Consider the following 12,756-nt stretch of genomic DNA (forward strand, 5'->3'; position numbering starts at 1 on the left):
TCGGCCATCTCACTTATCAGGGTTCGCGCCCGACTTGCCAGCGACCCGCCACTCTGCGAGTCGACCGTTCACGTAACCGCCGAACGCTGCATCGCTCGCGGGGCAACACCACAGATGGAAGATCAGACCGACCCAGCCGCGACCGACCGCGCAGATTCCGACGGCGACGACGGCCGTCCCGAGTCGACCCTCGAGACGGCCCGCCGGACGGTCCGTCGCGTCCTCGAGACGCTCCGAGGGTCGGAGATCGACGTTTCCAACTACGACCCGACAGTTCACGGCCCGTTGCTCGAGTTCGACGGGATCGACGGTCTCGAGGAGGTCGACCGATACTGGGTGAACGCGCCCTTCTCGTTCGTCACGATCGGCCACGATCCGGAGACGAACCAGTACCGGTACCACACCGTCGAGCCGACGCTTCGCGAGGACGAGCGGGTGTTACTCGAGACGCTGTTCGAGGATATTCGCGATCCCCTCCTGTACCGCGAGGACGAGGCTACCGACGTCGAGTCGCTCCTGCGGGAGACGGTCCACGAGTACCTCGAGCGCTACGGCGCGGACGTCGAGATGACGACGTTCTATCGACTCTTCTACTACGTCCACCGGAACTTCCGGGGCTACGGCCGCCTCGATCCGATCGTGCACGACCCCCACGTCGAGGACATCTCCTGTGACGGCTACGAGCTGCCGATCTTCGTCTACCACGACGAGTACACCGACATCGAGACGAACGTCTCCTTCGCGAAGGACGACCTCGACGGCTTCGTCGTCCGACTCGCTCAGCACTCGGGCCGGCACATCTCCATCGGGGACCCGATGGTCGAGACGACCCTGCCCGATGGCTCTCGCGCGGAACTCGCCCTCGGCGAGGAGGTCACTCCGCGCGGCTCGGCCTTTACCGTCCGCAAGTACGCCGACGAGCCGTTCACACCGGTCGACCTGCTCGAGTACGGCACGTTCAGCGTCGAGCAGATGGCCTACCTCTGGCTGGCGATCGAGCACAACAAGAGCCTGGTCTTCGCGGGCGGCACCGCGTCGGGGAAGACGACCAGCATGAACGCCATCTCGATGTTCATCCCGCCGCGCGCGAAGGTGTTAACCATCGAGGACACCCGCGAGCTGCAGCTGTACCACGACAACTGGCTCTCCTCGGTCACCCGCGAGCGCATCCACGAGGGGACGGACGTCACGATGTACGACCTGCTGCGCTCCGCGTTGCGCCACCGTCCCGAGTACATCGTCGTCGGCGAGGTCCGCGGGGAGGAAGCCATGACGCTCTTTCAGGCGATGAACACCGGCCACACGACCTACTCGACGATGCACGCCGACTCGGTTCAGACGGCGATCAACCGCTTAGAGAACGAGCCGATCAACGTCCCCCGGCCGATGGTCCAGAGCCTCGATATTCTCTCGGTTCAGACACTCACCCGCCTCGAGGACGGCCGCGTCCGGCGGAACAAGGTGCTCGCCGAAATCGAGGGAATCGACCAGCGCACGGGTGAACTCGACTACTCGACCGCGTTCACCTGGGACGGCAACACCGACAGCTTCCGCTCCAGCGGGAGCCAGGTGCTCGAGGCCGTTCGCGACGACCGCGGCTGGAGCCAGGCGGAACTGCTGGCCGAACTCGAGAACCGCGAGCGCGTTCTCGAGTACCTGCAGGCGAATGGGATCTCCGACTACCGGCGCTTTACCGCGCTGGTCAACGAGTACTACGCGGATTCGGCGGGCATTCTCGAGACGATCGCGGACGCCAGCGACGATGACGCTACCGACTCGGACGGCGGTGGTGACGTGGGCGTCTCGTTTGCCGAGAGCGGCGCGGACGGCACCGGGAACGATGCGAACCGCACCAAGGACGGTGCGGGGGGCGGGGACGAGCGTCGAAACGGTCGCGAGCACACGCACGTTGACGGGAGCGATCACGGCTAACGCACGTCATGTCAGTTTCAAACTTCCTCCCGTTGCTCATCGCCCTCTGCTGTTTTTCGCTCGTAGCGGCCGCCAGGTACTCGAGTCGAGTCGACCGCGCGCTCACCCGCACATCGATTCGGCTTTTCGGCGACTACGTCGACGAGTTCCGCAGCGAACATCCCCGGAGGCAGTCGGCGCTCCGGGCCGCGCAGTTCCCGGTAACGTACCGCGAGTACGGTGCGACGACCCTGCTGTACACCGGGCTGTTCGCGATCCTCGGCTCGGTGCTCGGCATCTACGTCATCTGGGGCGTGTTGCTCGTGCTCTCGATCGATCCCGCGACGTTGCGCGAGGCGCTTCCGGGGGCCCTCGAGTTCCTCGCGAACCTCGGCGGCGTTCCGGCGCTGGCGCCCCTCGAACTGTTCGGCCTGCTGTTCGCCTCCTGTCTCACCCTCGGTGCGATCACGGGCGGCGTCGCGTACTGGCTGCGCTGGTGGTATCCCGGCTACGTCGCCGACAACCGCGCTCGCCGAATCGAGGCGGCGCTCCCCTCGACGGTCGCGTTCGTCTACGCGCTCTCGCGGAGCGGGATGGCGTTCCCGAAGGTGATTCGGATCGTCGCCGCACAGGAGGACACCTACGGCGAGGCCGCCGCGGAGTTCGAGGTCGCGGTGCGCAACATGGACACCTTCGGAATGGACGTCGTCACGGCGCTGCAGACGATGGGGCGTCGGTCCCCGAGTCCGCAGTTCGCCGAGTTCTCGCAGAACCTCGTCAGCGTCCTCCAGAGCGGCCACAGCCTCTCGGCGTTTCTCGAGCGCCAGTATCACGACTACCAGGAGGAAGCCGAATCCCAGCAGGAGCGTACCCTCGACCTGTTAGCGACGCTCGCCGAGGCCTACGTGACGGTGCTCGTCGCCGGGCCCCTCTTTCTCATCACGATTCTCGTCGTTATCGGCATCGCCGTCGGCGACACGCTCGATCCGCTGCAGGCGCTCGTCTACCTGATCCTCCCCTTCGGCAACCTCGCGTTCGTGATCTATCTGAGCGTGGTCACCGACAAGATCACGCCCGGAACGGCGGCCGACGGCCCGGTGGGCGCTGCTGAGAGCATCTCCGGCGCGGATGCGGCTACTCGCGCCCCCCTCGCTGACGGTGGGAAGCCAGCCGCGACGGGAGCGACCGTCATCTCGAGCACGCACCCGAACGTCGAGCGCGTTCGCTACTACCGACGGATCGAGGGGCTCCGCGAACGATTCGGCAACCCGACGCGGGCGCTCCTCGAGCGCCCGTCTCTGTCGCTGGCGATCACCGTGCCGATCGCCCTCGCGGGAATCGGCTGGCAGCTTCCGGGAGCGCTCGACGGGGGGTTCGACGTCGCGGCGATCGACGACGCCGTCGCACTCGGGCTGTTACTCGTCGTCTCGGTGTTCGCGATCTGTTACGAGGGCCATCGGCGCCGGATCGACGCCATCGAGGCGGCGATCCCCGACCTGCTCGATCGACTCGCGAGCGTCAACGAGGCGGGGATGCCGCTGGTCTCCGCGTTCGACCACGTCCGCGGCTCGGATCTCGGCCCGCTCGGGGTCGAACTCGACCGCGTCTGGGCGGACGTCCAGTGGGGGGCCGACTTACAGACCGCCCTCGGCCGGTTCGAGACGCGAGTGCGCACGCGGTCGACCTCCCGGGTCGTCACCCTGCTCACCGAGGCGATGAACGCCAGCGGAACCCTCTCGACCGTCCTCCGGATCGCGGCGCGACAGGCCGCGGCCGACCGACGCCTCGAGCGCGAGCGCCGGGAGCGGATGGTCGAGTACCTGATCGTCGTCTACGTCTCGTTTCTCGTCTTCCTGTTCATCATCACCGTCCTCGCGGCGTACCTCCTGCCGAATCTGCCGACGGGAGGCGCCGATATCGCGACCGATACCGCCGGGAGTGCCGCCGTCGACGGACTCGGTGGCTTCTCGGAGGGCGAGGGTCTGGCTTACGGTACGCTGTTCTATCACGCGACGCTCATTCAGGGGCTGCTCTCCGGACTGATCGCCGGGCAGTTGAGCACGGGCGACGTTCGCGGCGGCGCGAAACACGCGGCCGTCATGATCGGGCTGACGATCCTCCTCTTCGCGATCATCGTCTGAGCCGGTTGCGAACGCTTTTTGCACGTTCCCCGAGGAGAGCCGACGATGGCCGACCAGCAGGACCGACCCGACGCGCGCGACGTGGACCGCCGGGTCGCCGTCCGCGACACCTACGACCGGATCGCCACGCACTTCGCCTCGACCAGGGAGTACGCCTGGCCCGAAGTGGAGTCGTTCGTCGAGACGCACGCGGGCGCGGCGGGGACGGACTCGAACGAGGACGCCGTCGGTTTGGACCTCGGCTGTGGCAACTGTCGCCACGCCGAACTGTTGGCTCCACACTGCGAGCGCGTCGTCGGTCTCGACGTCAGCCGCGGACTGCTCGAGACGGGCCGCGAGCGCGCGGCCGAGCGCGGATTCGACGTCGCGCTCTGTCAGGGCGACGCCGCACGGCTGCCGCTTTCGTCCGATTCCATTGATATCGCCGTCTACGTCGCGACGTTGCACCACCTTCCGACCCGACGAGCGCGTCGGGATAGCCTCGACGAACTCGCGCGCGTGCTCGACCCCGACGGTCGCGCGGTCCTCAGCGCGTGGTCGACCGCCCACGAGACGTTCGACGAAACCGAGGGCTTCGATACGACCGTCGATTGGACGCTGCCGGGCGGAGAGACCGTCGATCGGTTCTACCACATCTACGCTCCCGACGAGTTCGAGGCCGAACTCGCGGCGAGCGCGCTCGAGGTGGTCGACTGGGAGGTCTCGAGCGGGAACTGCTACGCGACGGTGGCTGGCTCTGGGGCGGAATCCGAGTTCTGACCAGGGAGTTCGCACCGCTCGCGATCGGGCGCGTATAAGTGGCCGACTCGAGCGGGTTGACCGAAAACGGAAGGGCCTTAAACACCGAGCCAGAATCGAAGAATGCGCGCGGGTGGTCTAGTGGCAGGACCTGAGCCTTCCAAGCTCATGGCCCGGGTTCAAGTCCCGGTCCGCGCACTTTTCGAGGAACGGACGTGACGAGAAAATGCGCGAGAGGGATTTGAAGCACGCGAGTCGCAGCGTCCGAACGAAGTGAGGACGACCGTCTCGCAGTCGGGTTCAAGTCCCGGTCCGCGCATTTCTGTCGCGAGCAAACTCGCGAGCGACAGCAATCGTACGAGGGGCTTGAAGTAGAGAAGTCGCAGCGCGTGAGCGAAGCGAACGCGACCGTCTTCGCGTGGTTCAAGTCCCGGTCCGCGCACACGCAACTCCGTTATCGCGGATATTCCGACCGAGAACCGGCACATGAGCTGGTACACGATCCGCCACTCTGTCGGGACCTACATGACTCGAGAAGAGGACCTGGCCGCTGCACAGGCACAGCTTCGCCACAAGAGCCCTGAGACGACCATGCGGTACGATCAGGCTCCGGTCGAAAATCGCCGAGGCCGCTCAACAATGTGACTATTGAGCGTCCACGTACTTGGTTCGTGCATACAGAGTATAGTCTATTACTTGGCCAAGAGGCATACCACTACTTGGTATAATGAGTGTTACAGAGTAACCACGAATTACTCTCTTACCAGCAGGTTTGGAAATCGTCGTGTGAGTGAACCATACCCTTTTTGACCTACTACTGTCTCGGGACAATCCATGACCGACGCTGCCGAGTTCGTTGATATTCTCTACGGGATCTCGGAACGGATCAACGAGGAGATGAGCGAGAAAGACGTCGAAAACGCCTATCTCAACGAAGGATTTTACAACGATCTCGGCTACCGGGGAGCTGGCTACGATCTCCGTAGCGAGTGGTCTCTTCCTGATAACCGACGCCCGGACTACGTCACGCTCGACGAGAACGAGTCAGTTACAGCTGTCTACGAGTTCAAGACATCGGGCGAGGATCTTGACTCACACACTGATCAGCTGTTCCACTACGTCGATGTGCTGAAAGCGGATTACGGTGTATTAACAAACGGAGAGGAATTCCACTTGTATCGACGGGACGGGAGCGGGCCACTTCTCGAACTAACCCTTGCCGACGCGACCGAGGCCCACGCTCGAGATTTAATCGCTGCGCTCGAGAAACCGGACTGGGATATTACGAACCCCGAGAGCGTCAACGACTATCTGACTGGTCTCGATCCGGTTGGACTCGACAGCGAACTGGGTCAAGAGCACTTCTTCGATACCTTCCGGTTGGAAGAGGGGAGTCCCTTCGCCGACCTCGTCGTCGCTTCGATGGATCTGCTCGAGGAGCTACGCGACGGGCAGGAAGCCAAGTTCGTGAAAGGCGCGTACGACTTCTGGGATGCCAGCTACGCCAGCGAACCGGACGAAGTCCCCGATTCGTGGGACACGTTCGTCGATGGTAACGGCGATCTCAAGGACTTCATGTTCTGCCTCGAGAGCGGGCACGCCCTTCTAGCCCGGTTACTGCTCGCCAAGGCGACGGAGGATCACGACTTCTTCCCGGATGATCGCGGTCTCCGACGCTACTTTGACGAGTTGCAGGGCTTCAGTGACGAGATCAACCTCGACGCCTATCCCGTCGCAGCGAACGGGCTGATGGAAGATATGCACCAGCAGCTCGTGGAGAGCCTCTTCGAGGACGACATCTTCATCTGGTGGACGGACGGCTACCAGGAGGAGACGTCTCGGCTCCACGCCAACCCGTACAATCGTTTCCGCGACGTTGCCCAGGAAGGCAGTAACATCACTCGAGTCAGTCCTGCGACCAAGGAGCGGTTCAGCCGTGCAATTGCTCACGTCTTCTTCTCGGTGTTGAAGTTCGATTTCGCCGCTATCGAAGGCGACCCGCTGGGCGATCTGTACCAGCGCTATTTCGACCCAGAGACGCGCAAGGCACTCGGGGAGTTCTACACCCCACAGCCGGTGATCGAGTACATCATGGACGGCGTGGGGTACGACGTCGGTGTCTCGAACGAGCGACTGATCGATCCCTCGTGTGGGTCGGGGACCTTCTTGGTGGAAGCCGTGAATCGGTATCTCGAGGACGTCCGTCGCTACGAGGACGATCCCGATTGGGAAGAGCATCTAACGGAGCTATGTACTCGACCCCGTATCGTCGGTCTCGACATTCACCCCTTCGCAGTCCTGATGGCACAGATTCGGTTCATGGTCGCGATCCTGCCTGAATATCGTAATGCCAAACGTCAGAACTCTTCGTTTACGATCCGCCGGCTTCCGATCTTCCGTACGGACACGCTGCGGAACGAGCGTGAACTGACGGGCACCGATCTCGGTGACGACGGAAGCAAGCAGATGACGTTCGAGGCACTGACCGAGGACGAGCAGGACGTTTTGGTCCCTGTTCCGCTCCCCGTTGAGGTTGATAACGAGGACGTCCCCGAAACAGAGCGTGACGGAGACTTCTTGCTCCAACGAGTTCGGATGCCTAAGTTCGATACGATCCGTTTGGAAGCAGGAGTCCCCAATTTCGGAGAGTACTTCGCTGCGCTTCAGGGTGTCCTCGACGTGGTAAAGTACCACATGACCGAAAGCCTGTGGGAATACCACGGTGGTCTCGAGGAAGGGGTCAATCGTTACACCTCACAGGAGTACGAGGGTATTGAGGAGTTTTTTGAACCGTATGTAGACAACATCCTCGAGACAGTGCAGTATCTCCGGGAGGAGCATGGAGACGGGCGGCTGTTCAAAATGTTCGAGGACAGCGTTCTCGCACTCGTCGTGAAGAACTACATGGAGTACGAGTACGTCGTCGGAAACCCGCCATACGTTCGTATCCAATATCTCCCCGACGATCAGAAGGAGTACCTCGATACGCTCTACGATTCCGCGACCGGGAATTACGATCTCTACTGCCCCTTCTATGAACGTGGCTTAAACTGGTTGACAGAGGGAACTGGGAAGCTTGGGTATATTACGCCGAATCAGTTTATGGTCACCGATTACGGCGAGGGTCTTCGAGAAGTCATCTTAGAACGATCACAGATCAACGAAGTTTACGACTTCCGCGATTCGGGCGTTTTCGAGGACGCGACGAACTATCCTGCAATTCTCATTCTCGAAGACGAATCAGACGAGTCGGCTCGAGAAGAAAACGATGTTCGCTGTGTCCGAGTAAAAGCAAACGTAGACGACGACAGTGGCCGTGAATTAGATGAAGCAATCATCAAGTCTGTCCGCGATCATCGGAGAGACCCAGGCTACAGTGATGATTATATCGATGTATTCGATTTTCCCCAGAAAGAGCTTGACGATGGCTACTGGGCACTCATGCCACCGGAGGAGTTACAAGTATTCAACAAGTTAGAGGACAAATGCGACAAGAAAGTTGAAGATATTACTGATGCAGTGTTCCAAGGTATCCGAACCAGCTCAAACAAGGTGTATATTGTCGATGTACTTGATGCAGACAGGGTTGAATCGAGCGATGAAGGAGAAACGGTCACTGTTGCACCCATTGGTGGATCTGGCGAGTTTGAAATCGAGACCGATCTTTTGCGCCCGTTCCTACAGGGTGACGAAGTAACTCGTTGGCGAGGAGATTGGTCTGGGTTACACGTTGTCCACCCCTACTATGCTGAAGAGGTAAACGGAGAACTCAAATCGGGGTTGTATTCGCAAGAACACCTTCAAGAAAATCTTCCGAAAACATGGGACTTCTTCTTAGCCCACAAGGAAACGCTTGAGAGTCGTGAAGGTGGGCGTAAAGAAGGCGAGGAAGATTGGTACGGATACATCTATCCCAAGAACTTAGGTAAATTTGAGGTCCCTAAGATCATCCAAGCCCATATCTCTGAACACGCCGCGTTCATGATCGATGAGCAGGGCACATGGTATTTCACAACCGCCTATGGCACTCTTCTGACCTCTGAATATCGTGACTTAACAGAAGAGATCGCGTGTGAACTCAATTCGAAGGCTCTTGACTATTATTTCAAGCATATTACAACAGTCAAGGCAGGAGGATACTATGAATATCGTTCACAATATGTTGAAAAACTCCCATGCGTGACAAACGGAACGGAAGATCAATTTACTACATTACGAGAGACAGCCAGCGAGATCACTAATGTGATTGATTTGGAAAGCAAGACGGAAAGGTTCCCTGAGGCATATCTGGGAGACTTCGATGGGGAACTCGAGTATATCGACTATGAGTGGCAGACTCGACGGTATCCCGTGAACGCCAGCGTAGACGAAATTGATGACGACCGCTTCGCTGTGACCGCAGGAAGGTCTGACGAGATCACTGATCCTCGGATGGAAGCCTCTACGAAGGATGTGCGAGAGCAGCGAGCGAAGTATGTTCACGCCGCAGTAGATGGTCGTAAGGTGAAGAAAGGCGAAGAGACTTCGATACCGATCCCGCGTGACGATGACGACGTACTGGCGCTTCTTGACCGATGGGAGACGGACAAGCAGACCGTGGAGGAAACGAATATCGAAGAACTCGAGGCAGAGATAGACGGGACAGTGTATGATCTCTTCGATCTTACCGATGAGGAGCGCAAAGTGATCGAGGACTACTTGGAAGTGTTCTAATACGCAGTATCAGCGGAACACGACGAGTTATCGAAGCTCGTTCAGACACAATTCTTCGATCGATGTCTCGTATATTGGCACCACTCCGAGCCGGCTATAGAACTCATCAATGAGTTGGAGAACGGATTGGGCAGCCCACTCTGCATAGCCGTGACTGAAAAACTCGAAGAGAGGAGCGTTACTGTACGGGTTCTTTGCCGCTTTTCCCTGTAGAGCGCCCTGAAGGCTCTGATACTCACCGTAGGTAGGTGTATCTCCGATCTCTGCCTGAGTGGTTACGTACTCCGGCTTTGCGTGGATGGCCTGGTTCCGAAGCTTCGTGACGATACTGGCGTTCTGGTACGGGTTCTGGTGTCTGGTGAACACTGGCGAACCCGAGAACTCGAGGATCTTGTCGTACTTCTTGGGAACCTTTGCATAGATGAAGCTACAGTCCTTCTCGTCGTAGATCGATTTGTACTCACTTCGAATGTTACTCTGTACTTGTTCTACGTCGAACTCGTATCGCTTCATAGCCGGCGTTCCTTGCTCTATATCGAAGATGACGGTGTTTGCTACTGACTCGAGCAGAGCAGCTGAGGAGATGATACACCCTGCTGATTTAGCGGTGTATTCCATCTTCACTGGTTCGGACGGCTTCTCGCTCTGATCCGCTTCGATCTGTTCGACGTCACGGAGTAAGCTATCCATCAAGTACAGCGGCCACTTCCAAACAGTGGTCCGAACGTGTACATCGACGCTGTCATCAACGGCGACCATAGGTAGTGATTGATCCGTAACCTGTTAGTGGCTCGGTCTGGCTCAAGAAGGTAGCCTACATCACACTGCATCTATTCCTTGCCAGCAGTCATTCACTGAGTACAATTAAGACAGTAAGAGGGAAGACAGCCTTCTCGATCGGGTGATTGTAGAACATCATTGCTCAGTGATGAGAGTCACTGGTTGACCTACTCATGTCGCTCTACACAGCGTACAATAGACCACCGAATTTCATCTGACGAGCCTTCTCGGCCTAAATAGCACACTCGGTATAGTTGAAGCGTGAAATCAACTGACCTCACGTAAGCCAGCGGCTCACGTCGTGGGTCTTTATAATTGTAGATCAATAGTACTGAGCTGGGAACCACGAAAACACGCCAAATTGCGCCGTGAAGGCATCTAGGGCACGAAATCGGCGTCACAGCGGCCTGCTGCCTTCCAAGCTCATGGCCCGGTTCAAGTCCCGGTCCGCACATTGTTTCCGAATCCAGCGGATTCGGAAGCCAGCAAATCATCGATTTGCGTTGCTGTCGCGAGCAAACTCGCGAGCGACAGCAATCGCACGACGGATTCGAAGTCCGAAAGACCTACGCTCAGGAGTGAAGCCTCACTCGGCACTCTCGAGAACGGCCCGCTCGAGCGCCGCAACCTGTCGCGTGTCGTCGACCCAAAAGCCGTCGAACACGCCGGGATCGGTTTCGGTCGCCAAGAGGGCGCTGTTCCAGAGTTCGTCGCCGTCGCCGTCGAAGACGAGAAACCAGCACGACCCGATCTCGTCGCCCGAGTCGGGGTGGATCGTGACGCCCGGGATCGACGGCTGGTCCCACTCGTCGTCGATGTAGACGTGGATCTCGAGGGCCGACTCGGCGGCGAGGCGATTGTATACCGGGACCATCTTCTCGAGCGCGTCGGCGCGCTGAAAGCCGACTCGGAGGGTGCCGCTGCCGACCCGCCACGCGCGGTTTTCGATCTCGCGACTGACCGCGAGCAGCCGTCGGCGGTCGAGATCGTGCCACACCGTCGACTCGAAGATATCGATCACGCGGCGGTAGGTCGTCTCGTCTACGCGCTCGTCCCACGGGTCGTAGACCGGCGGCTCGAGGAACTCCCGGACGGCGTCGAGACCGACCGCCGCGACGAACTCCGCGTCCTCGCGAACGACGAGGAAGGCCTGGCTAGCCGCCGTCACGCTCGGAAGGGTCCGGTGTTCGACGTCCTCGACGCCGATTTCCGCCTCGAGTCGGTCGACGACCGCCGGTCGCGGTGGCGGCGCGTAGACGACGATCGACCGATTCGGTCGGGTGTATCGGTCGACGTAGGCGGAGAGTGACATCTGAGAGTTCGTGTGTCGGTAACCGTCGAGTGGGTTCCAGTCTCACATACCGGTTTCGGCCTCGCAGGCTCGAGCGACCATGCCGAGAACCGGTTCGGGACAGGGATCCAGTGAGAGGGTTTCCGCCTCCGCATCGTGTCGTACCACGCCGGTTTCGACGAGTCGCGGCACGTGGGTGTGGACGAGGTTCGAATACTGGTTGGTCCGACACTGTGGTTCGACGATTCCGCCGTCGGTCGCGTGGATCCAACCGGTGACGACGTCGCCGACTTCCGACAGCGAGGCCGTCTCGTGCTCGAGCAGGAAGTAACAGACGTAGCGACGCGTCCGGTTTCGAAGCGCCAGAAACGCGTCGTCGAGCACGTCCGGGCTCGTTTCCGGCCCGGTCGACGGCAGCCGTGGTGGATCCATCCTCGTCGCTAGTAGTACCGATAGCGACGGGAATCTTTCGCCTTCAATCGCCGGTCACGATCGATCCCTGGGTTACGATAGCCGATCGCCGGCGTATCAGTCCTCGAGCGGCCGGTCGGAGGACCGACCGTGCAAATCGACGGTCGCGGCGAAGACCGCGCCGAGGACGGTTCCGAACAGGAGGTGCCCGACGAGGCTCTCGATCGCGGCCGTCGGAAAGTCGCCGACTGCGCCGCCACCGCCCGCGGCGTCGGCCCAGACGGGGAGGACGAGGAGCGGGAGTATCGCCCAGACTGCGAGTCCGAAGACGAACCCCGCGCCGACGATCCGGGCCATCGCGCCGACCCCGGAGACGGCGTCCGTTTCGACGTCCGTCAACAGAATGCCGAGGATCGGATCACGAGTGACGAGGAGGCCGAACACCAGCCCGAGACCGATCCCGTGAACGACGTGGACTCCCCAACCGACGAGTCCGACGGGCTCGAGCCCGTAAATCGAGGGGATCGCGACCTCGACGATCGCGGGGTCGAGAACCCACATAAGGACCCCGAACGCGGCGGCACCGATCGCGCCGCCGAGTGCGCCACCGACTAACCAGCCGCTGGCCCCGCTAATACCAAACGCCGTCGCGTTATCGGACTCGGTACTCATACCCCCGGGTACCACGAGCGTCTGCAAAAGGGTTCGACTGGCAACTACAACCTCCGCGGCACCACCTCGATCACGGCCGGGGAATTCGGGTGGGTCGAG

8 protein-coding genes, 1 tRNA gene and 1 pseudogene are annotated in these 12,756 nt (G+C 60.3%); 6 read left to right on the forward strand and 4 right to left on the reverse strand.

What is annotated here, in order from left to right; translation table 11 throughout:
* Positions 1-114: 114 nt before the first annotated feature.
* The 6 genes and pseudogenes from BLT08_RS07715 to BLT08_RS07740 all read left to right on the forward strand — a co-directional run bounded on the left by BLT08_RS07715 (position 115) and on the right by BLT08_RS07740 (position 9,503).
* Entirely contained in the window at positions 115-1,932 is a 1,818-nt protein-coding gene (locus tag BLT08_RS07715; protein WP_090304618.1) for a type II/IV secretion system ATPase subunit, read from the forward strand.
* 8 nt (positions 1,933-1,940) lie between these two features.
* On the forward strand, positions 1,941-4,052 hold the full coding sequence (locus tag BLT08_RS07720) for a type II secretion system F family protein (protein WP_090304620.1): 2,112 nt from the start codon (positions 1,941-1,943) through the stop codon (positions 4,050-4,052).
* A 45-nt stretch (positions 4,053-4,097) separates the two neighbouring features.
* The gene (locus BLT08_RS07725; protein ID WP_090304623.1) at positions 4,098-4,811 is read left to right on the forward strand and encodes a class I SAM-dependent methyltransferase; all 714 of its coding nucleotides are present in this window, start codon (positions 4,098-4,100) and stop codon (positions 4,809-4,811) included.
* 106 nt (positions 4,812-4,917) lie between these two features.
* Positions 4,918-4,988 (forward strand) — tRNA-Gly (locus BLT08_RS07730).
* A gap of 258 nt (positions 4,989-5,246) precedes the next feature.
* Positions 5,247-5,435, forward strand: a pseudogene (locus tag BLT08_RS23735) (tyrosine-type recombinase/integrase); the annotation flags it as partial.
* A 189-nt stretch (positions 5,436-5,624) separates the two neighbouring features.
* Positions 5,625-9,503 carry an Eco57I restriction-modification methylase domain-containing protein gene (locus BLT08_RS07740; protein WP_090304626.1) on the forward strand — a complete coding sequence of 1,293 codons (3,879 nt, stop codon included), beginning with the start codon at positions 5,625-5,627 and terminating at the stop codon, positions 9,501-9,503.
* A 27-nt stretch (positions 9,504-9,530) separates the two neighbouring features.
* Here the strand turns inward: BLT08_RS07740 and BLT08_RS07745 are convergent, their stop codons facing one another.
* The 4 genes from BLT08_RS07745 to BLT08_RS07760 all read right to left on the reverse strand — a co-directional run bounded on the left by BLT08_RS07745 (position 9,531) and on the right by BLT08_RS07760 (position 12,657).
* Positions 9,531-10,262 (reverse strand): hypothetical protein, encoded by a 732-nt coding sequence (locus tag BLT08_RS07745; RefSeq protein ID WP_090304628.1) that lies wholly within the window; start codon positions 10,260-10,262, stop codon positions 9,531-9,533.
* Positions 10,263-10,869: 607 nt separating this feature from the next.
* Positions 10,870-11,595, reverse strand: coding sequence for a DICT sensory domain-containing protein (locus BLT08_RS07750; protein WP_090304631.1), 726 nt, complete (start codon positions 11,593-11,595; stop codon positions 10,870-10,872).
* Between the two features lie 42 nt (positions 11,596-11,637).
* A complete protein-coding gene (locus BLT08_RS07755) occupies positions 11,638-12,006 on the reverse strand; it encodes a DUF7344 domain-containing protein (RefSeq protein ID WP_090304634.1) in 369 nt (122 codons plus the stop codon).
* Between the two features lie 96 nt (positions 12,007-12,102).
* Entirely contained in the window at positions 12,103-12,657 is a 555-nt protein-coding gene (locus BLT08_RS07760; RefSeq protein ID WP_090304637.1) for a hypothetical protein, read from the reverse strand.
* Positions 12,658-12,756: the final 99 nt, after the last annotated feature.

It is taken from the genome of Natronorubrum texcoconense (assembly GCF_900100335.1).
In the GTDB taxonomy this organism is placed as follows: Archaea; Halobacteriota; Halobacteria; order Halobacteriales; family Natrialbaceae; genus Natronorubrum; species Natronorubrum texcoconense.